The 23421-nt window shown below is 64.7% G+C and carries 20 protein-coding genes; 9 read left to right on the top strand and 11 right to left on the bottom strand.

Annotated elements, in window-relative coordinates; translation table 11 throughout:
- Positions 1-109: 109 nt before the first annotated feature.
- Positions 110-535, top strand: a complete 426-nt coding sequence (locus ACWPWQ_RS03375; protein WP_139439193.1) for a hypothetical protein — start codon at positions 110-112, stop codon at positions 533-535.
- A gap of 23 nt (positions 536-558) precedes the next feature.
- A complete protein-coding gene (locus ACWPWQ_RS03370; RefSeq protein ID WP_454008997.1) occupies positions 559-1173 on the top strand; it encodes a superoxide dismutase in 615 nt (204 codons plus the stop codon).
- Positions 1174-1251: 78 nt separating this feature from the next.
- On the opposite strand, the gene ACWPWQ_RS03365 is transcribed toward ACWPWQ_RS03370, so the two are convergent.
- The 8 genes from ACWPWQ_RS03365 to ACWPWQ_RS03330 form a co-directional block, all read right to left on the bottom strand.
- Positions 1252-2178: a SanA/YdcF family protein gene (locus tag ACWPWQ_RS03365; protein ID WP_139439156.1), complete on the bottom strand. Its 927-nt coding sequence runs from the start codon at positions 2176-2178 to the stop codon at positions 1252-1254.
- A gap of 155 nt (positions 2179-2333) precedes the next feature.
- Positions 2334-5078, bottom strand: a complete 2745-nt coding sequence (locus tag ACWPWQ_RS03360; RefSeq protein WP_454008996.1) for a collagenase — start codon at positions 5076-5078, stop codon at positions 2334-2336.
- Between the two features lie 177 nt (positions 5079-5255).
- Positions 5256-6662: an AMP-binding protein gene (locus ACWPWQ_RS03355; RefSeq protein ID WP_454008995.1), complete on the bottom strand. Its 1407-nt coding sequence runs from the start codon at positions 6660-6662 to the stop codon at positions 5256-5258.
- A gap of 10 nt (positions 6663-6672) precedes the next feature.
- A complete protein-coding gene (gene menC, locus ACWPWQ_RS03350; RefSeq protein WP_429161733.1) occupies positions 6673-7602 on the bottom strand; it encodes an o-succinylbenzoate synthase in 930 nt (309 codons plus the stop codon).
- Complete coding sequence (menB, locus tag ACWPWQ_RS03345; RefSeq protein ID WP_454008994.1) at positions 7602-8462, bottom strand: 1,4-dihydroxy-2-naphthoyl-CoA synthase; 861 nt, start codon at positions 8460-8462, stop codon at positions 7602-7604. Before menB ends, menC begins: the two co-directional genes overlap by 1 nt.
- A gap of 86 nt (positions 8463-8548) precedes the next feature.
- Complete coding sequence (gene menH / locus ACWPWQ_RS03340) at positions 8549-9316, bottom strand: 2-succinyl-6-hydroxy-2,4-cyclohexadiene-1-carboxylate synthase (RefSeq protein WP_454008993.1); 768 nt, start codon at positions 9314-9316, stop codon at positions 8549-8551.
- 62 nt (positions 9317-9378) lie between these two features.
- Entirely contained in the window at positions 9379-11112 is a 1734-nt protein-coding gene (menD, locus tag ACWPWQ_RS03335) for a 2-succinyl-5-enolpyruvyl-6-hydroxy-3-cyclohexene-1-carboxylic-acid synthase (RefSeq protein ID WP_454008992.1), read from the bottom strand.
- Between the two features lie 30 nt (positions 11113-11142).
- Entirely contained in the window at positions 11143-12462 is a 1320-nt protein-coding gene (locus ACWPWQ_RS03330) for an isochorismate synthase (RefSeq protein WP_454008991.1), read from the bottom strand.
- Between the two features lie 208 nt (positions 12463-12670).
- Here ACWPWQ_RS03330 and ACWPWQ_RS03325 point away from each other — a divergent pair, with 208 nt between their 5' ends.
- The 5 genes from ACWPWQ_RS03325 (at position 12671) to ACWPWQ_RS03305 (ending at position 17632) form a co-directional block, all read left to right on the top strand.
- The gene (locus ACWPWQ_RS03325) at positions 12671-13576 is read left to right on the top strand and encodes a 1,4-dihydroxy-2-naphthoate polyprenyltransferase (protein WP_429110012.1); all 906 of its coding nucleotides are present in this window, start codon (positions 12671-12673) and stop codon (positions 13574-13576) included.
- A gap of 273 nt (positions 13577-13849) precedes the next feature.
- On the top strand, positions 13850-15976 hold the full coding sequence (cstA, locus tag ACWPWQ_RS03320; protein ID WP_265436465.1) for a pyruvate/proton symporter CstA: 2127 nt from the start codon (positions 13850-13852) through the stop codon (positions 15974-15976).
- A 59-nt stretch (positions 15977-16035) separates the two neighbouring features.
- Positions 16036-16233: a YbdD/YjiX family protein gene (locus ACWPWQ_RS03315; protein ID WP_025325546.1), complete on the top strand. Its 198-nt coding sequence runs from the start codon at positions 16036-16038 to the stop codon at positions 16231-16233.
- A 153-nt stretch (positions 16234-16386) separates the two neighbouring features.
- A complete protein-coding gene (locus tag ACWPWQ_RS03310) occupies positions 16387-17400 on the top strand; it encodes a CobW family GTP-binding protein (protein ID WP_454008990.1) in 1014 nt (337 codons plus the stop codon).
- A 13-nt stretch (positions 17401-17413) separates the two neighbouring features.
- On the top strand, positions 17414-17632 hold the full coding sequence (locus ACWPWQ_RS03305) for a DUF6500 family protein (protein ID WP_454008989.1): 219 nt from the start codon (positions 17414-17416) through the stop codon (positions 17630-17632).
- A gap of 77 nt (positions 17633-17709) precedes the next feature.
- On the opposite strand, the gene ACWPWQ_RS03300 is transcribed toward ACWPWQ_RS03305, so the two are convergent.
- Positions 17710-19104 (bottom strand): PepSY-associated TM helix domain-containing protein, encoded by a 1395-nt coding sequence (locus ACWPWQ_RS03300; protein ID WP_454008988.1) that lies wholly within the window; start codon positions 19102-19104, stop codon positions 17710-17712.
- Positions 19105-19363: 259 nt separating this feature from the next.
- Here ACWPWQ_RS03300 and ACWPWQ_RS03295 point away from each other — a divergent pair, with 259 nt between their 5' ends.
- Positions 19364-19771, top strand: a complete 408-nt coding sequence (locus ACWPWQ_RS03295; RefSeq protein ID WP_454008987.1) for a hypothetical protein — start codon at positions 19364-19366, stop codon at positions 19769-19771.
- A gap of 33 nt (positions 19772-19804) precedes the next feature.
- Here the strand turns inward: ACWPWQ_RS03295 and ACWPWQ_RS03290 are convergent, their stop codons facing one another.
- Both ACWPWQ_RS03290 and dbpA read right to left on the bottom strand, forming a co-directional pair.
- The gene (locus ACWPWQ_RS03290; protein WP_041206500.1) at positions 19805-20095 is read right to left on the bottom strand and encodes a YkgJ family cysteine cluster protein; all 291 of its coding nucleotides are present in this window, start codon (positions 20093-20095) and stop codon (positions 19805-19807) included.
- A 90-nt stretch (positions 20096-20185) separates the two neighbouring features.
- The gene (gene dbpA, locus ACWPWQ_RS03285) at positions 20186-21565 is read right to left on the bottom strand and encodes an ATP-dependent RNA helicase DbpA (protein WP_139439596.1); all 1380 of its coding nucleotides are present in this window, start codon (positions 21563-21565) and stop codon (positions 20186-20188) included.
- A 531-nt stretch (positions 21566-22096) separates the two neighbouring features.
- Here dbpA and ACWPWQ_RS03280 point away from each other — a divergent pair.
- Positions 22097-23302, top strand: a complete 1206-nt coding sequence (locus ACWPWQ_RS03280) for a NupC/NupG family nucleoside CNT transporter (RefSeq protein ID WP_025325553.1) — start codon at positions 22097-22099, stop codon at positions 23300-23302.
- Positions 23303-23421: the final 119 nt, after the last annotated feature.

Below are 23421 nucleotides of genomic sequence, written 5' to 3'. Positions count from 1 at the left end.
TGTCCGCCCATCAAATAAGTTAAATAATAATTATTATCATTTGAGTGTCTGAGTCATGACGGTAACCTGGGTGAAGGGATGGGTCGGTGCCACCGACGGGGAGAGCAGCATGGCGCACTGGAAGGCGCAGACCCTGAGTGGCAATCGCCACTTCGACGCGGGAGAGCACGCCAGGGCGCTCGACTATTACCAGCAGGCCCTGTGGCTGGCCCGTCAGCAGTTCGCCTGCTGGCCGGATGCGGACGAAGCCGTGGCAGCCCTGGTGGTGGCCCACCACAACCTGGCGGATCTGCTGGTGGCCATGACGCTGCCGGACAGGGCCGCCGACATGTTGTGCCATGTCCACGACTGCCTGCTCGCCACCAGCCAGTCTCCCGCAAGCCCGGATCCCCTGCGGGCGGCGGCCCTGCGCCATAGCCGCAGCACCCGCACCGAGCTGCTCGCCTTCGTGCAGAAACACGGTCATCACGACGGCATTTTGCGCTGCCTCGGTCAATGTCAGTGCCAGACCGAGCCCGCCCATCGATTGCATTGAGCCCAACAAGAGAGAGAACGAACATGAGCCATACCCTGCCTGCCCTCGCCTATGCCTATGACGCGCTGGAGCCTCACATAGACGCGCTGACCATGGAGATCCACCACAGCCGTCACCACCAGACCTATATCACCAACCTCAATGCCGCCCTGGCCGAGCTCCCTGAGCTGGCGGCCCTGCCGGTGGACGAACTGCTCGCCAGTTTCGACAGCCTGCCGGCGAGCGTGCAGGGGGCGGTGCGCAATCACGGTGGCGGCCATGCCAACCACAGCCTGTTCTGGCAGGTGATGAGCCCGCAAGGGGGCGGTGAGCCGGGCGGTGAGCTGGCCGAGGCGATCAATCGGGATCTGGGGGGACTGGATGCCTTCAAGCAGGCCTTCACCCAGGCGGCCCTGAGTCGCTTCGGCAGCGGCTGGGCCTGGCTGGTGGTCGATCAGAGCGGCAAGCTGCAGGTGGTGAGCAGCGCCAACCAGGACAGCCCCCTGATGGAGGGGCTGGTGCCTGTCCTGGGGCTGGACGTGTGGGAGCACGCCTACTACCTCAAGTACCAGAACAAGCGTCCGGACTATATCGCCGCCTTCTATCACGTGGTCAACTGGCCGGAAGTGGCGCGTCGCTACCAGCAGGCGCTGGCATAAAGAGCGGCATTTACTGCCATAGATGAAAAAAGAGACCCGCCAACTGGCGGGTCTCTTTTTGGAGTTTCGTCACCGAGCTCAGTCGGTTGCCTTGTCTGCATCTGTCGCTACCGCCGCACTGGTCACCTCGGCAGCACTCGATGTGGCGGGGGCACTGCTGGCTGCCGTGGCTAAGGCCGAACTTGTCGCGGTCGCTACCGCCGCGCTGGGCACGGGTTGTGATGGCTTCGCGGGCTTGGCCGGCGTCTTGGCCGCGGGAATCGGCAGGCAGGGCTGGCTGGCCCCTATGGTGCTCAGGGGCTGGCAGGGGATGGGACCACCGATGACGATGGGCTCGCCGAGGAACTTGGGCCCCTTGTCCAGCACGTAGAGATCGAGCAGCCCCATCAGCCGGGCGAACACTTCGCGCACCCGGGTCTTGATGCCCTGATAGGCGCTGGGATCCAGGGCGTTGAAGCCGACCGCCTCGATGCCGAAGTGACGAGCGATGAAGATGGCGCGCTCGTTGTGGAAGGCCTGGGAGACCACGGTGAAGCGGGCCTGACCGAACACCTCCTTGGCCCGCACTATGGAGTCCAGGGTGCGAAAGCCCGCGTAGTCGCTGTAGATGGCGCTGGCGGGGATGCCCGCCTGGATCAGGGCCCGCCGCATCTGGCGCGGCTCGTTGTACTGGACGGTGGCGTTGTCGCCGGAGACCAGGATGTAGTCCACCTTGCCGTTGTTGTAGAGCTCGGCGGCGGCCTTGATCCTGTACTTGAAGTAGTGGTTCGGGCTGCCCCCGATCAGATACTTGGAGGTGCCGAGCACCAGGGCGACCCGATTGTAGGGCACCGCCTCGACGTCGTCGTAGGTGTAGTGACGGGCGTCGGAGACGGTCCACTCGCTGTAGCCCAGCAGCGCGGCGACTGAGGCCAGCAGCAGGCAGAGGCAGGCGAGCAGGATCTTGGCAAACTTCTTCATGCGCGGTGCGGTTCGGGTCTGAAGTAAGAGATGACAGGGGGCCATTCTATTACAAGTTGCCGTGGCGCGTCAGGTTTGATGCGCCCCCATGGCGTCACTCGGGCACAGGCTGTCGCAGAGCGCGGCGCTATCTTGAGCCCATCAAGGGGCGCCATAAACAAGGGCGGCCATGGCCGCCCTTCCTCATTCATGGCTCACCCTCAATGGGCCGAGTCGTTCGCCTTGCACTCCTCAGACTCCTTGTTGGCGTCCCACCAGGGCAGCAGATCCCGGCCGAGCCAGGCCTGATAAGCCTCGCTGTCGTTTGCGATCAGGGCGTCCAGCTCGGCCTCGAAGTCGCTCATCGCCTGCTGTTGATCCGGGCCTCGCAGGGCCCGGGCCATGGCCAGCCAGCTGGCGCCGCGGCCGGTCTCGCTCAGGAAGCGATGCACCGTATAGGACCAGGAGTAGACCATCTCGCCCCCCTTGTCGTAATCCAGGTGCAATATGTCGGCCAGGGCAGGTCGTTCGGCCGCCGGGCGACCGGCGACGTTGTCCAGGCCGCGGGCGAAGCACTGGCCGTGGGCGATGAACTCCGCCAGCCCTTCCGACCACCAGGTGGTGCGGTTGAGCGGGTAGTGGCCGAAGCTGCCGTACTGGTTGAAGCGACCGTCCAGGTAGTGGACGTACTCGTGGCGCAGGTTCCACACCTGGAAGGCGGGGCGCTTCCACTCTGCCTCATAGGCGAAGAAGCGGGCCTGGTTGCCGGGACGGGCCGGATCCCCCTCGATGTAGATGCCGCCGTTGTCGGTGGAGACGCCGCCAAACAGGGCGCTGCCGTAGCGTTTCCAGTCGGCGGAGGAGTCGAAGATCACCAGCTCAAGCGCCTCGTTGAGATCGTCCGCCACCGGCTGACCGCCGGTCTCCATCTGGCGGTGGAACTGCTGCTCCTCGGCCCCCAGCTCACGGCAGATCCCCTCGGCCTGATCCATGGTCAGATCCTGGGCCCGCAGGCGCAGGGTCGGCGAGCAGGTGTGCTCGAACGGCAGCACGTCCTCCACCCGGACAGGGGTGCAGAGTCCGGCGAAGTCGCCGCTGATGCAGGCCTCGCCGGTGCGATCCGTGTAGGTCAGGTAGTAGGTGGAGAGGGTCAGCGACATGTCTTCCAGCAGATCCTGGCTCTGCTGGCCGCCCGGGATCAGGTCGTGGTGGCGAACGAGGGCGATGACTGAGTCATCCAGCAGCCTGCGGTAGCCGTCGAGCTCGTCCGGGCGGGTATAGCGGGCGACCCGGTAGAGGCGGGTGTAGGCGTCCAGCACGTTGTTGAGCAGGAACAGATCCGCGCCGTCCCGTCCCTTCCACAGTGCGAGCTCGCTCATGCCGAGGGCGTGCAGCTGCTGGCGCAGCTCGCCATCCTGCTGGCGGAAGTCGTTGGCGAAGGGGTCGCTATGGTCGCTGGCGAAGTCGAGGAAGTTGAGCAGATCGAACAGGCCGGTGGCCCAGGGGTGCTGGCCGTTGATCTCGCTGGCATGCAGGGTGGCGTAGGCCAACATCTGGTTGAACTGGCCGAGCAGGGTGCCAAAGCGGCTCTGCACTGCCGGGCTCCTGAACTGGCCGTGCAGGGCTATGCTCCAGGCCCCCATGACGGCGCCCACCTCGTCGCTGGCCTGCTCCGGGAAGAGCAGCGGATGGGCACCGAGCGCCGTCAATGCCTCGGCCAGCGCCTCGGCGGCGGCCGGGCCGTCCTCCTTGTGCTTGCCGTAGTTGTGGTAGTTGTGGGCACGCACGTATTCCAGCAGCAGCTTCATGGCCGGATGGGCCGGCTGATTGGCCGCCAGCAGGCTCTGGATACCGCGGGACACCGCCAGCAGCTTGCGGTCATCGTGGCCATAGTTCTCCTGCCAGACCGGGGCGGGCTGGCCACTGGCGTCCTGCACTATCCTGGCCGCTTCGGCGTCCAGCAGATCGGTATCGGGCAGATCCGGTTCGGAACAGGCGCGGCCGTCGGCGCGGCGACAGTCGAGCTGCTCCTCCTTGCTGGCCAGCACCAGGGGGCGGTTGAGCACCCGGCTCTCCTGCCACTCGGTTGTTTCCGGCAGGCTCTGCCATTCGCTGCCGCCGACCGGGTATTGATAGCCGGTGTCTTTCAGTACCACCTGCACCTCGCTGCCCGCGGGCAGGGTCTGGCGGCACACCCGGTAGCTGATGGTCTTGTCCCCTTCCTGGCGGGTCTGGGGTTCATCGCACTCCTGCTGCGCCCTGGTCTCGTCCAGTTGCCAGCTGTATTGGCGCCAGACGTGCAGCTCGCTCACCTGACGGGCGGCCTGGCTGCCCGCCACGGGTTGCAGGCGGAAGAAGATCTGCTCGAGGCGGCCATCCCGCTCGTTGGGGGTCTCTTCCAGCACTTTCAGCTGCTGCCAGTCTCGGGGCTGGTACTGCCATGCCTGCTCGGCGCAGCGCCCCTCGGCGTTGAGCTCGCAGCGATCCAGCTCCTGCTCGCTGTGACCCAGGACGATGCGCTCGGGGAGCGGCAGGCTGTCCTGACGCGGTGCGGTCGGGGTGCCTGCCAGCGGCTCCCAGCGGCCCTGTTTCAGGCCATAGCCAAAGTCATGGCTGCTGGCCGGGACGGCCTTGCCGGCCGGCACCACCTCTTCGCAGCTGAGGTAGCGGATCTGCCAGCCCTGCTCGACCCTGAGCTGCGGCTCGCCGCACTGCTGTTCGGCCAGGGCCGCCAGGTTGGCGTCGTGCCAGTCGAAGCGGCGATACACCCTCAGCTGCTGATAGGGGGCGTCGCCATCGCGGGCGCTCAGCTCATAGGTCACTTCGGTGAGGCTGTCCCCCAGCTGACGGCTGGATTCACCTGTGAGTTGATACTGTTGCCAGTCGGGGGAGTAGCTGGCCAGCGCCGAGGTGGCGAGCAGGCCGGGGGCTGCCAGGAGCAGCAGCCGGGTAGAGAGGTGATTCATCATGATCCCTTTGGTGGATGGAGTAACGTGGGGACCAGACAGGGTATTGGGCTCCAAAAGAATATCAACGAACCAGATGGCGCCGAGAAATCATGTATTCGGGAGCAAACAACATAAAAACAGCCCCAAAAGGGACTGTGTTGATAGCAAGGACTCAGCCCCATATGGGGGGCGGCGTCACTCCTCTTGCCGCAGGCTACGGGCGAGCAGGGTGCGGGAGGGTTTCAGGCTGCCGCCGAGATCCGGCCAGGGCAGCCAGCGATCCGGCACCATAAAGCCGGGCAGGGTGGCTCTGATCCAGACGGCCAGCTCGGCGTGGGGAACAGGTTCGCCGTGCCAGTCGATAAAGGCGGCGGGTCGCTGCCCCCACTGCGCGCTGGGGATGGGCACCACCAGGGCCTGGGCCACGGCGCCGTGATCCACCAGCCGCTGCTCTATGATCTCGGGCTGGATGTTCTCTCCTCCCGAGATGAAGAGGTTGTCGAGCCGCCCCTCCACCACCAGCTCGCCGTCCGGGGTGAAATAACCCTTGTCCCGGGTGTGGAACCAGCCCTCCTCATCCAGCGGCAGCACCAGCGCTCCGGCCTGGAAATAGCCAGCAAACAGGGTGTCGCCACGCACGCAGATCTCCCCCTGACGGATGCAGACCTCCCGCCCGGGCAGGGGCCTGCCCACTACCCCGGCACCAGCAGGCTGGCCGGTGCAGACCTGGCTGCCCATTTCGGAGAGGCCATAGCTCGACTTGGGGGTGAACCCCAGGGCCTTGAGCTGGTTGACCAGGGGCTCAGGGATGGCGGCCCCCCCGAGCAGCAGCTCGCGCAAGCGGGTGCGAGCGGGGTCGAAGCCTTGCGCCAGCAGGCGCCAGAGCTGGGTCGGCACCAGCGAGAGGTGGGTAATGGGCTGACGCTCGAGCCGCTCCTTGAGAGGCTGGGTGCGATCGTCCAGCACCAGACTGGCCCCCGCCAGGAAGACCCGGAACAGGATGGCGTAGCCGCCCACGTGAAACAGCGGCAGGGAGAGCAGCCAGCCGCAGTCGCCATCGAGCGGGATCAGGCTGGCCGAGCCCCGGGCCGAGGCAAGGTGGTTGCAGAGCCGGTGCACCACCGCTTTCGGCGTGCCGCAGGATCCCGAGGTGAGGATCATGTTGCTCTGCTGGTCGGGTACCAGCAGGTAGTTCCCCTCGGCCGCCAGCTCGCCCGTGAAGTCGAGCCGCAACGGCAATCCGCTCCCCACCGGAGTCTCGCCCGCCGACCAGAAGGCGCTGGCGTCCAGCTGTGCGGCCAGCTCGGCCTGTCTGGGGAGGGGGAAGGCGGGATTGAGCGGGCAGAAGACGAGGCCGCTGCGCACGCAGGCCCAGGCCAGCAGCACGTCCTCCAGGGCGCCGCGCACCACGGCGGCCAGCCGGTCGCCGGCCTTTAAACCCGCCAGCTCGAGCTGGTCGCACAGGGCGTTGAGCCGCGCATCCAGCTGCCGGTAGCTGAGGGAGGTGTCGCCGTGGATGGCGGTGCGCTCGGGTGCCGTCTGTGCCCAGTGGCGCACCGGGCAGGTTGCCAGTGAGGCGTCAGCTGCACGGACGGGCTGCATGGGGGCCCCCTCAGTCACGGTGAAACAGGGGGGTCATCAGGCTTGGGTCGGGTTGACCCTGCTTGTCCAGCAGATCCCTGGCCAGCCAGCGCCTGGTGTCGAGGCCGGGGGCCTGATCCGGCGCCCACTCCCCCGCGAGGCGGGCGAGCTGACCGAGGCCGACGCCGGACTCGAAGCAGGAGGAGACGATCACCTTCAGCTTCAGCTCGCGGGCGCGGGCCACCAGGGCCTCACTGTTGGCCAGGGAGCCGAGCAGGGTCGGCTTGAGCACCAGGGCCTTCAGCTGGGGTATGGGTTCCCAGGGCTTGCCCTGGGCCAGCAACTCGTCGAGGGCCACCGGCATGCCGGTACGGTTGGCGACGAAGGCGATGTCGGCAAAGTCGGCGCACAGATCTTCCAGATATTCGATCCGGTTCGGATCCAGGTGACCGCAGAAGGCCCAGGCCTCCTCGCGGGTCCAGCCCTGGTTGGCATCCAGCACCAGCTTGAGATTGGGACGCCGATCGAGCAACAGGCGGATCAGCGCCAGCTCGTCCCGCATGGGGTAGCGGGCCACCTTCAGCTTGGCCTTGAGGGGAGTCTCGTGCAGCCACTGCTTCCAGTTCTTGAGCAGCTCCTGGGGGGAGCCCTGAATGAGGGGATAGGGTTCGGGCAGGCTGGCGTCCTGCTGTGGCCAGTGACGGCGGGCACAGTCGAGCCCGAATTGCACCGAAGGCAGCCGGGGGGTTATGGTCTGCCCCTGGGCCAGCTGCGCCAGGCAGGCCAGGCTCTCGGCCTGCGCCTCGGCCAGGCTCTCTCTGGAGAAACCGGGCAGGGGGGCTATCTCCCCCCAGCCGTCGTTGATGCGCACCAGCAGGCCCTCTCGCGCCACCTCCACCTTGCCGTGAAAGGTCAGGGGCTGGGTAAAGGGCAGTTGGTAGCGATAGAGGGCGAGTGTCATCAGGGGTTCCGCTTGTATTTGGAGAAGTCGGGGCGGCGCTTCTCGTTGAAGGCGTTGCGCCCTTCCTGACCCTCTTCGGTCATGTAGAAGAGCATGGTGGCATTGCCCGCCAGCTCCTGCAAGCCGGCCTGGCCGTCGCAGTCGGCGTTCAGGGCGGCCTTCAGGCAGCGCAGCGCCATGGGGCTGTTTTGCAGCATCTCCCGGCACCAGCGCACGGTTTCCCGCTCCAGCTCGGCCAGGGGCACCACTGTGTTGACCAGCCCCATGTCGAGGGCTTGGCCCGCGTCGTACATGCGGCACAGGAACCAGATCTCGCGGGCCTTCTTCTGGCCGACGATGCGGGCCATGTAGGAGGCGCCCCAGCCGCCGTCGAAGGAGCCCACTTTCGGACCTGTCTGGCCGAACTGGGCGTTGTCGGCGGCGATGGTCAGATCGCACATCATGTGCAGCACGTGGCCGCCCCCGACTGCATACCCGGCCACCATGGCGACCACGGGTTTCGGGCAGGTGCGGATGTCGCGCTGGAAGTCGAGCACGTTGAGGTGGTGGGTCCCCTCGTCGTCGCGGTAGCCACCGTAGTCGCCACGGATCTTCTGGTCGCCGCCGGCGCAGAAGGCCTTCTCGCCGAAGCCGGTCAATATGATGGTGCCCACCTTGTCGTCGTAACGGGCATCGGCCAGGGCCTGCAGCATCTCTTTCACTGTGCGGGGGCGGAAGGCGTTGCGCACCTGGGGACGGTTGATGGTGATCTTGGCAATGCCATCCCGGGACTTGTGATAGAGGATGTCCTCGTAACCGGCGGAGCAATCCTGCCACTCAATGGGAGCGTACAGTTCCGCTTCCGTCATTGCCTCAATCATGGTGTTTTCCTTCTGGTGTGGTAATGGTCAGCCGGGCAATCCTGTCAGGGGCGACGGTGGCATGGGGTTGCACTTCCGTCATTGCGTCAGTCATGACTCTTCTCTTCTGGTTGCTTGACCCAGTCTTGCAGGAGCCGGGCAAAGGTGTCGGGCTGGCTGGCGTGCAGGTTGTGCCCGCCATCCAGAGCCAAGTGATTGATATTGCAGCCTTGCTTGACCAGCTGGCAAGCCAGGCGATGGAATTTGTGATCCCGGCTGCCGGAGATCCAGCGCACCGGCAACCGGGTTTTGCCCAGCCAGGGGGCGAGATCCGGCTGCTTGCCAAGGGAAGTGGCGCGCAACATGGTCGCCACGGCTCTCCCCTCGTTGCCAAGGCGCCTGGCAATCTGGCGGCCACGGGCCTCCTCGTCCAGATCGGCGAACACCCCCTGCCGGTACCAGTCGGCGAGCACCAGGGCCAGGGGCTCGCACTCGAAGCGTCGGGCCCAGCCCTCGTCGTGGGCGAGGCGGGCGGCGCGCTCGGCCTCCGGCAGGCCCGGATGGCAGTTCTCCAGCAAGAGCGCCTGCAACCCGGCGGGGGACTGGCTGGCGTGATAGAGGGCGAGCCTCCCCCCCAGGGAATAGCCCGCCAGCCGGTAGCGCGCGATATGCCGCGCGGCCAGCTCGCCGCAGAGCCAGCGATGGACCTCGTCAAAGCCGCTCACCCTCAGCCCCTTGTTGCTGCCGTGGCCCGGCAGATCCAGGGCCAGGCACTCGATGCCGGGCAGTGCCTGGATGACAGGCCGCCAGTCGCCGGCATTGCCGAGCAGGCCGTGCAGCAGCACCAGTGTTGGCTGGGTTCTGTTAGTGGCCACGGATAGCCGCTCCCAATGCCTTCAGCTCCTCGGCTGCCTCGTGGCCACGCAGGACCTTGATGTCATATGCCACGGATAAGGGTTCCCAGTGCTTTAAGATCCTCGGCCACCTCGTTGCTCGGCACCTTGATTTCAATCAGGGTTACCCCTTTTTCCAGGGCGGTTGCGTAATCTTGCTCGAACTCGGCCAGGGTGGTCGGCGCCCTGTAGTGCAGGCCGAACATGGCGGCGGCGTGCTCGAAGTGCAGGCCGTGGGGCAGGCAGTAGTAGGTCTCCAGCAGCTGATCCCGGGTCGGCACCGGCAGCATGCGGAAGATGCTGCCACCGTCGTTGTTGAGCAGGATCACCACCAGGGGGCGGCTCGATTTGCCGAGCAGGGCCAGGCTGTTGAGATCGTGCAGGGCGCTGAGATCCCCGAGCAGCAGTGTGGTCGGCTCATCGCTGGACAGGGAGAAACCGAAGGCCGTGGCGATCAGGCCGTCGATGCCGGAGGCGCCGCGGTTGGTCATCAGCCGGCTGGGGCCCTTGCCGGTTTCGCCGAGCATGTCCATCAACCGGGCCGGCATGCTGTTGCCGACGAACAGCTGGCCCTGGATGAGCTGGGTCAGCCGGTGGCAGACCCCGAGCTCGGAGAAGCGATCGCAGGCGCGGCGAATGTGACTGCTGATGCCCTGCTGACGCTCCGCCAGCCGGTGCCAGGGCAGGTGGCGATGGTCCACCGGATGGGCCGCGGCGAAGGCGCCGGGCGTGCACACCAGGCGGCGACGCAGCCGGTAGTCCGGATCCAGCCTGGCCGGTTGCGGGTCCACCAGCCAGTAATCCTGCCAGGGGTGCTGCTTGATGAACTGGCCGAGCCGCTTGGAGATGAGGCGGGCACCGAACTGCAGCAGCACCTCGGCCCGGGCCAGCTCGGTCACGAAGCAGCTGTTTTGCAGGGCAAGATCCATGTGGATGAGGTTGCGGCTGTCGAAGCGGATCTGGCTCTGCAAGTCCGCCAGCAGCGGCCAGCCGAGGCGCTCGGCCAGCTGGGCCACCCGCTGCGCCTCGGCCGGATCCTGAATGCGGCCCGCGACTATGACGCCGCGCTTGCCCTGCAAGGCGGCCCAGTCGGGCTGGCGGGGGCAGTGCTGCTCGCCCTGCTGCCAGGGGCTCCAGGGCTCACTTGAATGGAGCCAGTCGCCGAGCGGGGCCAGGTAGTCGGAAAAGTCCAGGTACGCCTCGCCGGGATAGAGGGGCTCGGGGTACATGCAGTTGAAGTGAACCGGCCCCGGGGTCAGTGCCTGCTTGGCCATGGCCTGATCCACCGAGCTCAGCACGAAGGACGCCGGTATGGTCGGGGTGGGGCTCGGCAGGTTCTGCTGATAGACGGGGTAGCGGCCGAAGATCCCCTGCTGATCGATGGCCTGGTTGGCGCCGTTGTCGATGAGCTCGGGCGGTCGATCGGCCGAGAGAATAATCAGCGGCACGCCGGTGAGCTGGGCCTCGGCCACCGCGGGCCAGAGGTTGGCTACCGCAGTGCCCGAGGTCATGATCACCGCCACCGGGCGGCCGCTCCCCTTGGCCAGCCCCAGTGCCATGAAACCCAGACCCCGCTCGTCGAAGTGGAGATGGCGGCGAAAGCCGGCATGGGCGGCGGCGGCCATGGTGAGCGGCGCCGAGCGGGAGCCGGAGGCCAGCGCTATGTCCCGCACCCCGAGGCGATGGAGCTCTTCCAGCAGGAGGGAAGACCAGACGTGGTTGAAGGTGGCATGCTGGCTGGCAAACGCTCGGTGCTCAGGCAATTGGCTGGCGGGCATAAGGCTCTCGCAGTGGGTCGATGAAAAACGCTATCCCAGCAGGGAGAGCACGTTGGCGATCTTGTTGTCGAGCTCGGCCCACTCGGCGGCGGGCTCGGACCCGGCCACTATGCCGGCACCGGCAAACAGGCTGATGCCCCGGGCCGTGATGCGGGCGCTGCGAATGGCGACCGAGAACTCCGAGGTCTCCCGGCTCAGCATGCCGCAGGCACCGGCGTACCAGCCGCGCTCATGGGGCTCGAACTCGCGGATAAAGGCGAGCGCCGCCTCGCGGGGGGCTCCGCCCACCGCCGGAGTCGGGTGCAGGGCGGCCAGCAGTTGCCAGTCGCACACGCCGGGTTTGAGCTCGGCCTCGATGTCGCACTTGAGGTGTTGCAGCAGCCGCAGTTTCAGGATGCGCGGCTCGGTCAGGGTGGCGTCCGTGGTGAGCGGGGCCAGCCGGCTCAGGATGTCGGCGTGCACCAGCCGGTTCTCCAGCCGGTTCTTGCTGTCGGCCAGCAGCTCGGCGGCCAGGGCCGCGTCGGCCGCGTCGTCACCGGAGCGGCGTATGGTCCCCGCCAGCGCCTCGGTGAAGAGGTGGCCGCTCTCCCGGCGATAGAGGCGCTCGGGGGAGCAGGAGATGAAACTCTGCTCGGGGGAGAACTGGAAGCCGAAGTGGAAACACTCCTGGGCGTGACTTGCCCACTGGGTCAGCAGGGACCAGGGGCAGAGGGGATCATCCCCATGCTGGCGGGTCAGCACGCTCTCCCGGGAGAGCACCACCTTGGGGGTGTGGGCCTGAAAGGCAGGGCTGGTTACCCGCTCTACCAGGGTTTGCCACTGGGCCTGACCCGGGACATCCTGGCGCTGCCAGGGCCGTTTTTGCAGGGCGGGCAGGGGGGCTTCCGGCTGCAGGGCGTCGAGGGCGGCCTCGGCCGCCTGCAGTTCGGCATCCAGATTGCCGTCGGTCAGCCAGAGGTTGAGGCAGAGGCTGACACACTCCCCCCGGCGCACCAGCTCGATGCGCGGCAACACGAAGCGACAGGGGCCGAACCCCTGCCAGCCTGGCTGGGCCGGATCGAACGCCAGGCCGCCGTAGTAGCGGGGGCTGTCTTCACTCGTTGAGTTGGCGAGATCGCAGGCCCGCTGGATATCCGCTGGCCGGGTCAGCTCGTGGATGGCGCCGAGGGCCACGTACTCAGGGCTCCTGTGGCCGCGGGCCTGCCAATAGATGCGGGGATACAGGGTCTGCGCCGCCAGCCATCCCGGGAAGAGGTCGACGTTGGCCGCCACGCGCAACCGCACGAAGCCGCTGACATTGCTGTGACGCAGGGCGTCCAGTTGTTGCTTGAGATGGGTCTGAGCCAACATGGATGTCTTGTCTGAGCCAGATAGTCGCAATCGCTCTGGGGAGGATGGCGCAGGTTGATGCCAAAGGGCGATGATTTCCTATATATTATCTGCCCATTCTTCCATGTAAATTGCCCGAGGGAGCCCAGCCCCCACGGAGCCAAGTATACCTAAATCCGGTTCGATAACCCTTAACACGATCAATATCTGATTGTTTGGCCATCACAATATGACAAATACCTTCTCTGTTTGGTTGCTGGCGGCGCGTTTGCGAACACTGCCCCTGGCGTGCTCCTCCATTTTGCTGGGCTCGGGGCTCGCAGCCAGCCGGGGGGCCTTCGACGGCGCCATCATGGGCCTCTCCCTGCTGACCGCCATACTGCTGCAGATCCTCTCCAACCTGGCCAACGACTATGGTGATGCGGTCTCCGGTGCCGACAACGGCGAGCGGATCGGGCCCCAGCGTGCCGTGGTCTCCGGCCTCATCACTCGCCACCAGATGTGCATCGCCATGGGGTTGACCGCGCTGGCGGCCGTGGTGAGCGGCCTCTCCCTGCTGGTCTGCGCCTTCGGGGAGGCGTGGCAGCAGATCCTGACGTTCATCCTGCTGGGGGGCGCCGCCATAGTCGCGGCCATCACCTATACGGTGGGCAAGACCCCTTACGGCTATCGCGGCTTCGGGGACATCTCGGTATTCCTGTTCTTCGGCCTGCTGGGGGTGCTCGGCTCCTACTACCTGTTCACCCATACCCTGGAATGGGATCTGCTGCTGCCCGCCACCGCCTGTGGCCTGCTGGCGACCGCCGTGCTCAACATCAACAACGTGCGGGACATAGAGAGCGACGCCGCCAGCGGCAAGATCACCCTGGCGGTGCGGCTCGGCCGCAACCGCGCCATCGCCTACCACTGGGGGCTGCTGGGGGCGGCGCTGCTGGCCACCATCGCCTTCCTGCTGACCCAGCCCATGAGTATCTGGCCCTGGATCTTCCTGCCCGCCATCAAGCCCCTCACCGATGCCGCCCGCACCCTGCGCGAGAGCTTCGACGGCGAGGTGTTGACCGGCGCCCTCAAGAAGACCGCCATCAGCGCCTTCCTGTTCAGCCTGCTGCTCTCGGTCGGGCTGGCGCTCTCCTGAGCGCTGTTCAGCCATGAACTGGTACGCCAGGCGAAGAAGGGCCCCGTGAAGGGGCCCTTCCTGTTGCTGTACCTTGCCGTTTTCTTCAAGTATTTCAGCGCCTTCCTCTTGCTCTTCAGGCCCGATGGCCGTGATCCGGCCGGCAATATTGAGAAATTCTCGGAACGGGTCGCCGACTTGTGACGGGCCTCGATTGTGGCACGGCTTCGATTGCTATAGAGATGTAAGCGTATGGGGTTCCATATGTAAAAAACCAATGGCAGGGACAGGCTTATGGACAGGTTAGGGAAACATCTCGGATGGGGGCTGCTGGCACTGCTGGGCGCCAGCTCCCTCGGTTACATCGCCCTCAACAGGGGCGAGCAGATCAATGCGCTCTGGATAGTGGTCGCGGCTGTGTGCGTTTATCTTATCGCCTACCGCTACTACGGGCTCTTCATCGCCAAGCGGGTGCTGGCGGTCGACAGCAGCCGCATGACGCCGGCGGTGCGCCACAACGACGGTCTGGACTATGTGCCGACCGACAAGAAGGTGCTGTTTGGCCACCACTTCGCCGCCATCGCCGGCGCCGGCCCCCTGGTCGGCCCCGTGCTGGCGGCCCAGATGGGCTATCTGCCCGGCATGCTCTGGCTGCTGGCCGGGGTGGTGCTGGCGGGGGCGGTGCAGGACTTCATGGTGCTGTTCGTCTCCACCCGTCGCGATGGGCGCTCCCTCGGCGAGCTGATCAAGTCGGAGATGGGCCCGGTTGCCGGGGTCATCGCCCTGGTCGCCACCTTCATGATCATGGTGATCATCCTGGCGGTGCTGGCGATGATAGTGGTCAAGGCGCTCACCCACAGTCCCTGGGGCACCTACACGGTCGCCTTCACCATACCGCTGGCCATCTTCATGGGGATCTACACCCGCTACCTGAGGCCAGGCCGCATCGGCGAGGTCTCCATCATAGGTCTGGTGTGCCTCATCTTCGCCATCGTCTCCGGTGGCTGGGTGGCCGAGAGCCAGACCTGGGCTCCCTATTTCGACTTCGACGGGGTACAGCTGACCTGGATGCTGGTGGGCTATGGCTTCGTCGCCTCTGTGCTGCCGGTCTGGCTGCTGCTGGCACCGCGGGACTATCTCTCCACCTTCCTCAAGATAGGCACCATCATAGGCCTGGCCATCGGCATACTGGTGACCCAGCCGACCCTGCAGATGCCGGCGCTGACCCAGTTCGTGGATGGGACAGGCCCGGTCTGGGCCGGGGATCTCTTCCCCTTCCTGTTCATCACCATCGCCTGCGGCGCCGTCTCCGGCTTCCATGCGCTCATCTCCTCCGGCACCACCCCCAAGATGCTGGCCAACGAGAACCAGGCCTGCTTCATAGGCTACGGCGGCATGCTGATGGAGTCCTTCGTCGCCATCATGGCCCTGGTCTCCGCCTGCGTCATCGATCCGGGCGTCTACTTCGCCATGAACAGCCCCCTGGCGGTGCTGGCACCGGCGGGCACCGCCGACGTGGTGGTCTCCGCCGCCGCCGTGGTGAGCAGCTGGGGCTTCCAGATCACCCCGGAGACCCTGACCCGCATCGCCAGCGAGGTGGGTGAGCAGAGCATCATCTCCCGTGCCGGCGGTGCCCCGACCCTGGCGGTCGGCATGGCCTACATACTGCACGGTGCCCTCGGCGGCCTGATGAACGTCGCCTTCTGGTACCACTTCGCCATCCTGTTCGAGGCGCTCTTCATCCTCACCGCCGTGGATGCCGGCACCCGGGCGGCGCGCTTCATGCTGCAGGATCTGATGGGGGTCATCTCCCCCTCCCTCAAGCGGACCGACTCCCTGCCGGCCAACCTGCTGGCCACCGCCCTCTGCGTGCTGGCCTGGGGTTACTTCCTCCATCAGGGGGTGGTGGACCCGCTCGGTGGCATCAACACCCTGTGGCCGCTGTTCGGCATCGCCAACCAGATGCTGGCGGGCATGGCGCTGATGCTGTGCGCCGTGGTGCTGGTGAAGATGAAGCGCCAGGCCTACGCCTGGGTGGCCCTGCTGCCCACCAGCTGGCTGCTCATCTGCACCCTGTCGGCGGGCTGGGAGAAGACCTTCAGCGACAATCCCAAGCTCGGCTTCCTGGCCATCGCGAACAAGTTCCAGGCCATGATCGACAGCGGCACCATCCCGGCCCAGTACACAGAGTCACAGCTGGCCCAGCTGGTGTTCAACAACCGGCTGGATGCGGGGCTGACGCTGTTCTTCATGGGGGTGGTGGTGATCCTCGCCTTCTTCTCCCTGAAGACGGCCATGAAGGCGCTTAAGAACCCGCAGCCGACCGCCAGGGAGACGCCCTACCAGCCGATGCCGGCGCAGCAAGGTGCCCCGCGGCCCGAGTCTGATGACGACGGCGATCTGGCCCCCAGCCTCAAGTAAGTCGGCAGGCCGGCCCCCCGGGGTGCCGGCCTCTCCTCGACGGCGAACAAGGAGCAAGCATGTTTGATACCCTGGCCAAGGCGGGCAAGTATCTGGGACAGACCGCCAGGCTGATGGTCGGCGTGCCCGACTACGACAACTATGTGCAGCACATGCGGCTGACCCACCCGGAGCAGACCCCCATGAGCCACGACGAGTTCTTTCGCGAACGCCAGGATGCCCGCTACGGCGGCAAGAATGGCGGGCGTTGCTGCTAATTAGGCCACCACCAGCGCGCACGCCCTGTCCTCGGCGCCGGCTGGATATAATCCCTCTTTCCACAGGACTTCAACATGGCACAGGCTGTAGCTGTCACCCTTTATTGAACGGTTTTCTCGGTTTATACGATCCCCATATCACAGGACTTCAACATGACACAGGCTGTAGCGGTTACCCTGCTGACCGGTTTTCTCGGCGCCGGCAAGACCACCTTGCTCAACCACTTCCTGCGCCATCACGCCGATGCCTCCGTGGCCATTCTCGAGAACGAGTTCGGCGCCGCCAATATCGACGGCTCCCTGCTGCAGGGGAGTGACAGGGTCAGCGTGGTGGAGCTCAGCAACGGCTGCGTCTGCTGCAGCGTGCGGGGGGAATTTCGGGCCGCCTTGAGCGATCTGCTGGCCCGGCGGGCGGCGGGGGAGTTGCAGTTCGAGCGGCTGATCGTCGAGACCACGGGGCTCGCCGATCCGGCCCCCATCATCCAGACCTTCTTCGTGGAAGAGGCGCTGCGGGATGCCCTGCGCCTCGATGCCGTCATCACCCTGGCCGACTGTGAACACATAGGTTGTCAGTTGGATGAACATCCGGTGGCGGCGGCCCAGCTCGGCTTTGCCGACCGCATCCTGCTCACCAAGACGGACAGGGTGGACGGAGCGACCCGGGAGGCGGCCATAGCGCGAGTCCAGGGCATCAACCCCAAGGCGCAGATCATCGACATAGTGCGGGGGGAGTGCCCGGCCGGGCTCTGGCTCGATCTCGATGCCTTCTCCCTGAGCGACGAGCTGAGCCTGAGCCCAGGCATCAAGATAGTGCGTGGGGGCGGTCAGGGCGTCGAGGCGTTTGCCCCCCTCTCGTCCCGGCCCCGCTCCTGGCAGGATGTCATCTCGGCCCACCTGTTCGAGGGGGGCGAGCTGGACTTGAAGAAGATAGGGGCCTTCATGGAGCAGTGCATAGAGCAGCATGGCAACGACATGTTGCGCTACAAGGGGGTGCTGGCCATCGCCGGGGAGCCGCGCCGCCTGATAGTGCAGGGGGTGCACAGGGTGGCGGGGTTCGATTACGGCTCCCCCTGGGGTGACGAGGTGCCCTGCTCGCGGCTGGTGGTGATCGGTCGCTACCTGCCTCTTGAGGCGCTGGAAGAGGGGTTCGCCCTGACCCGGGCCTGAGGAAAAATAACAGATGCGTGAATCACTTAAACAGAAAATCATCCAGGTCTGCCACCAGAAAATCGCGCAGAAGGGGGAGGGGGTGGGCGTCTCCTTCTATGCCTTCTTCGCCAACAGGAACGACGACCCCGAGCTGCTGATGGAGGCGGCGACCTGGTGGATCCAGACCCAGAGACTCGACCACTTCGAGAAGGCGCGCAAGATCCTCGCGCTGGTCGAGGCCATGAAATAGGGCGAGATGAAACAAGAAGGGCTCCTGATGAGGAGCCCTTCTTGTTTATGGTTTGCGGCTATCGCCGCCGAGTGGTCTCAGCTGGCGGGCGCCACAGCCGTCCGGCGGGAGAAGAAGAGGCAGTCCAGCAGCCAGATGGCCAGCATGGAGGCGCCCACCAGGGGGAAGCAGATCCCGAGCAGCACCAGCACCGCGATGGCACCACCCATGGGGGGCAACTTGGCGGGCAGGGGCGGGGCGGCGAGCCGGCCCTTGGGGCGGCGGCTCCACCAGATCCAGAGTCCGCTCACCGAGCTTGCCAGCACCATCAGGCAGATGATCAGCAGGACGAGCTGGTGGGGCCAGCCGTAGAGCTTGCCGGTGTGCAGCATGACGCCGGTTTCCACCGTCTTGGCGACCGGGCCGTAATCCTGCCAGCGCACGTCGGCCAGCACCTTGCCGCTGTATTGATCGATGTGGAGGGTGGCGTCGTTGCGCGGATCATCGGCGAACAGGGCTATGGTATAGACGCCTGTGCCACCGACCGGCGGCGTGATGCTGTAACCCGGGTGAACCCCGCGCTCAGTGGCGATCTCCACTACCCGTTGCAGGGGGATGCGGTGGCTGGCCATGACCATGCCGTCGTGTTCCCCGCCATGGTTCATGGCGCTGTGATCATGGCTTTCCGGCGTCGGCTGCGAGCTCGGTATGGGCGTGTTCTCGACGGCCCAGGGCACAGTCTGTTCATGGGCATGGTTGAGGGTGCGGGCGAGAGGAGCGGATTTCGGCACCTCGTTCCACATGGCGGCCGGGAAACGGTTCCAGACGTTGGCGAACCGATCGCCCCAGAAGCCGGTCCAGGTCATGCCGCTCAGCAGCAACAGCAGCAGGAAACCCGCTCCCCAGAAGCCGACCACGGCGTGCAGATCGCGCCACCAGAGGCGTCCGCGCTGGTTCATTCTGGGCCAGAGGATGCCCCCTACGCCCGGCCCCTTGCGCGGCCACCACAGGTAGAGTCCACTGACGAGCAGCACTATGCCCCAGCCGGCGGCCAGTTCGATCAGGCGATCCCCTGTGGTACCGAGCAGCAGCTCCGCATGCAGGGCGCGGGCCACCGCCTGCAGGTTCCACTTGTTGTCCATGGTGCCGAGCAGGGCGCCGCTGGCGGGATCCATGAAGAGGGTCAGTTCGCGCTCGCCCTGATTGACGATGATCTGGGCGCTCGCATCCGTGGCCACGGGGGGCAGGTATTTGCGCAGACTGGCATCGGGCATGGCGATCTTCACCTTGGCCAGCAGTTGGTCGGCACTCAGGGTCTGGGTGGCGGGGGCCACCTTCATCAGCTCGGGGTAGAGCAGGTTGTCGAGCTGGGGCTTGTACAGGTACAGGATGCCGGTGAGGGAGAGCAGGATCAGAAAGGGGGCGACGAAGAGACCGGCATAGAAATGCCAGCGCCAGATCCTTTGGTAATAACTCGCGTCTTGATGCTTCATCTTGGATCCTTGCACCGAGGCTAAAGGTTTCAGTTGGTGGAACGTTTGAGTGGCGCGGATGATAGCAGCAACGTTTTATTAACTGCAACAGAACATGCTGGCTCCGCCTTCACTTCGTTGCGCGCCTTGATTGTGCTATCTGGCGTCGATGCCTGCCGGTGAGGGCCGGGGTGCCATGGACTTTTTGCATATAAATCCTTACCTTGTTGCAACATCAGGCGGCGTCGGCACGACGAAAAAATCAGGGGAGGAGGGGGACGTGCACTTGCAACCACACGGCCATTTCGAGATGCAGCGACAGGGGCAGGTGCTGATTTGCCGCCCGAGCGGCCCCTTCAATCTGGCGGGCGCCATGGCCTATGAGGCTGCGTTCAGCCAGCAGATCGCAGGATTGCACGATGCACCCTGGGGGATCGTCGAGGTGGCGACCGAGTTCGAGGCCGCCGGTCCCGAGGCGCTGGCGCGTTTTCGTCGTCAGTTTGGCTGGTGCGCCGCCAATGGCTGCGATTTTCTTGCGGTCGTGGTGGTGGGCGGGTTCAAGCGCTATCTGGCGGATCAGGTCTTCAGCGATCTGCCGTTCAAGGCGGTGTGTTACTTCGAGCAGGAGGCGGCGGCCATCCACTGGCTGGGGGAGCGGCTCGGCGGCGACGTCACACCGGTGAGCTGACCCGGTAGCCCGGGGCCGTTCTGTCTGCCAGCCTCACTCCAGCTTGATAAACCACTTGTCCCGCTCGTCGACACAGTCGGGTTCGCCCATCTCGAACTCGCGGCAGATGAGGGGCCGCACCTCATAGATGCGGCACATCATGGTGTTGCGGTCGAGGGCGGCGCACCAGCCATCTTCCAGCCGGCGCATCACGGGGATCTCCCCTTCCCGATCGAGCACATAGCGATCCGGCACGCCTGTGTCGGTAAAGAGCATCACTTCGAGGCGGCAGCAGCAGGCTTCGCAGTTCTGGCAGCTCACGTCGGTTTGGATTGCTTGGGTCATGGTGCCTGTCTTGCCGCATGGCGGCATGGAGATATATGAAACAGGCGCCTGTCAGGCGCCTGTGGTCTGGCCAACGGCTTGTGAAGAACCTTAGCCCAGTTTGCGGGCGCGGTAGCTGCGCCCCTTGATCTTGCCTTCCTGCAGCCGCTTGAGGGCGGCGCTCGCCACCTGACGCTTGACCGCCACGTAGGAGTACTGCTCGGAGATCTGGATCTTGCCCACGTCGCTGCCGGCAATGCCACCTTCGCCGGTCAGGGCCCCCAGGATGTCACCGGCCCGCACCTTGGTCTTGCGGCCCGCATCGATGGAGAGGGTCACCATCTGCGGCGCTATCGGCTTGATGTCGCGGCCCAGGGTATCGAGATCCCCCAGCGGCATGGGTGCCTGCTGGTACTCCTCGATCAGGTTGACGCGCTGGGCTTCGTTGGGCTGATACAGGCTCAGGGCCAGGCCCTGCTGGCCGGCACGACCGGTACGGCCGATGCGGTGCACATGCACTTCAGGGTCATAGGTCAGCTCGTAGTTGATGACGGCGCCCAGCTCCTTGATGTCGAGACCCCGGGCCGCCACGTCGGTCGCGACCAGTATGGTGGCGCTGCCGTTGGCGAAGCGTACCAGTACCTGATCCCGCTCCCGCTGCTCCAGATCGCCGTTCAGCGCCAGGGCCGAGAAGCCCTTGGCGGCCAGGTGATCGGCCACGTCGTTGCAGGCGCGCTTGGTGTTGCAGAACACCACGCAGGAGCTCGGCTGATGGTGGCTCAGCAGCCAGGTGAGGGCGTCGAGGCGCTGACCGGCCGGCACTTCATACAGCTTCTGTTCGATGGCGCTGCCCTCGTGCAGGGACTCCACGCTCACCTCGACCGGGTTGCGCTGCACACCGCGGCTCATCTGGGCTATCCCCTCCGGATAGGTGGCGGAGAACAGCAGGGTCTGACGGCGCTCGGGCGCATGGCGGATCACCTTGTTGATGTCTTCGCCAAAGCCCATGTCCAGCATGCGATCCGCTTCGTCCAGCACCAGGGTCTCCAGGCTGGAGAGCTCCAGGGTGCCCTGCTCCAGATGCTTGAGAATGCGACCCGGGGTGCCGACGGCGATGTGGGCACCGAAGCCCAGGGTGGCGGACTGCGGTGCGGTCGGGGTGCCGCCACACAGGGTCACCAGCTTGACGTTCGGCAGGGCGCGGGCCAGACGACGGATCTCCTGAGCCACCTGATCCGCCAGCTCGCGGGTCGGACAGAGCACCAGGGCCTGTACATCGACACGGTTGACGTTGAGCCGGGAGAGCAGGCCGAGGGCGAAGGCGGCTGTCTTGCCGCTGCCGGTTTTTGCCTTGGCGATCAGGTCTTTGCCCTCGAGTACCAGGGGCAGGCTCTGGGCCTGGATCGGGGTCATCTGCAGGTAACCCAGGCTGGTGAGGTTCTCTTGCAGGGCGGGGGAGAGATTGAGGCTGCTAAATTCGCTGTTGTTCACAAAAGGACTCTATTTCGGAGAAAACGGGGATGCGCCGTGCGCAAGGGCGCGCATTGTATCAGAAAGCGCTGCCGGATGTGGCGGATTTTTGAACGCTTAAGCCCGTGCAACCTCGGGGTGGCTTCATCCGTCCCCATGGCGACAGAGAGGCGCGACCGGGATGGCTCCAGGTGAAGGTTTGCGGTCGCTCGCTAATTATTTACCGGAGGTAAACGTTTCCCGTCCCGGCTGATTAAATATTCCTGGTTGAAATATGTGCCGTGCAGAGGAGTGAATGTTGCGAGAATGATGCTGAAATATCCATCGGTGTTGTCAGTGCAACTTCCATATTCCCATTCATATGTTTTATAAGGATATTTTTACTTTTAACTGGGTGATTAATATACCGTTAATGGTTAATTAATTTAAAAACGTTTGTATTATCTCGCATACATATTATTGAACCAGATTTTGATGGCTATCTGATTTTTAAATATACGATTCTTTATGATGGCGCCGGTCAAAAATAACAATTCACTGGGTGCTACTGGTATGGAATACGTTCACTTTGTGCTTGGACTCGTGATGGTCCTCGCGCTGGCGTTGCTGGCAAACCGCCGCAACTGGAAACAGATCAAGCTGCGTTATATCGGGCAGCTGTTGGTGGTGGAACTGGCGCTGGCCTGGTTCATGCTCAACTCCGAAGTGGGTCTGGCGGTGGTAGGTGGCTTCGCCGCCGGCTTCACCAAGCTGATGGAGTTTGCCAAGCAGGGGACCGACTTCGTGTTCGGTGGCCTGGTCAACGAAGGGGCCTTCTCCTTCTTCCTGATGGTGCTGATGCCCATCGTCTTCATCTCGGTGCTGATCGGCATACTGCAGTACATCCGTCTGCTGCCCATCGTCATTCGTGGCATCGGCACCGTACTGGCCAAGATCAACGGCATGGGCAAGCTGGAGTCCTTCAACGCCATCAGCTCCATGATCGTCGGCCAGTCCGAGAACTTCATCGCGCTCAAGAACACCTTGCCGCACCTGAACGAGAAGCAGATGTACACCCTGGCGGCGACGGCCATGTCCACCGTCTCCATGTCCATCGTCGGTGCCTACATGCAGCTGATCGAGCCCCGTTACGTGGTGGCCGCGCTGGTGCTCAACATGTTCAGCACCTTCATCGTGCTGTCGCTCATCAACCCGTACGAGCCTGACAATACCGTGACCGACGCCAAGGCGCTGGCCGAGGGGGACGAGCACCATACCCCGAAGAAGGAGAACTTCTTCGAGATGCTGGGGGAGTACATCATGGCCGGTTTCTCCGTTGCCGTGATAGTGGCGGCCATGCTGGTGGGCTTCATCGCCCTGATCGCCCTGGTCAACTACCTGTTCGAGATGGCGTTTGGCGTCAACTTCCAACACGTCATGGGCTACATCTTCTACCCCATCGCCTGGATCCTCGGCATCCCGGGTGGTGAGGCGCTGCAAGCCGGCTCCATCATGGCGACCAAGCTGGTGACCAACGAGTTCGTGGCCATGATGGATCTGGGCAAGATTGCCGCCGATCTCTCGCCCCGCACCGTCGGCATCCTCTCCATCTTCATGGTGTCGTTCGCCAACTTCAGCTCCATCGGCATCATCGCCGGTGCGGTGAAGGCGCTGAACGAAGAGAAGGGCAACATGGTCTCCCGCTTCGGTCTGAAACTGGTGTACGGCTCCACCCTGGTGAGCCTGCTCTCCGCCGTGATCGCCGGTGTGATGATCTAATCGCACCTCGCCATCACCATGACAAACCCCTGCCTCGGCAGGGGTTTGTTTTTCTGGGTGAGTCAGCCGAAAGGTGGTTCTGCTCATCATGACTTGCCGCATGTTGAGAAGATAAGAAG

Source organism: Aeromonas sp. Marseille-Q7275 (assembly GCF_965119515.1).
This window is presented reverse-complemented; position numbering and strand designations above follow the sequence as displayed.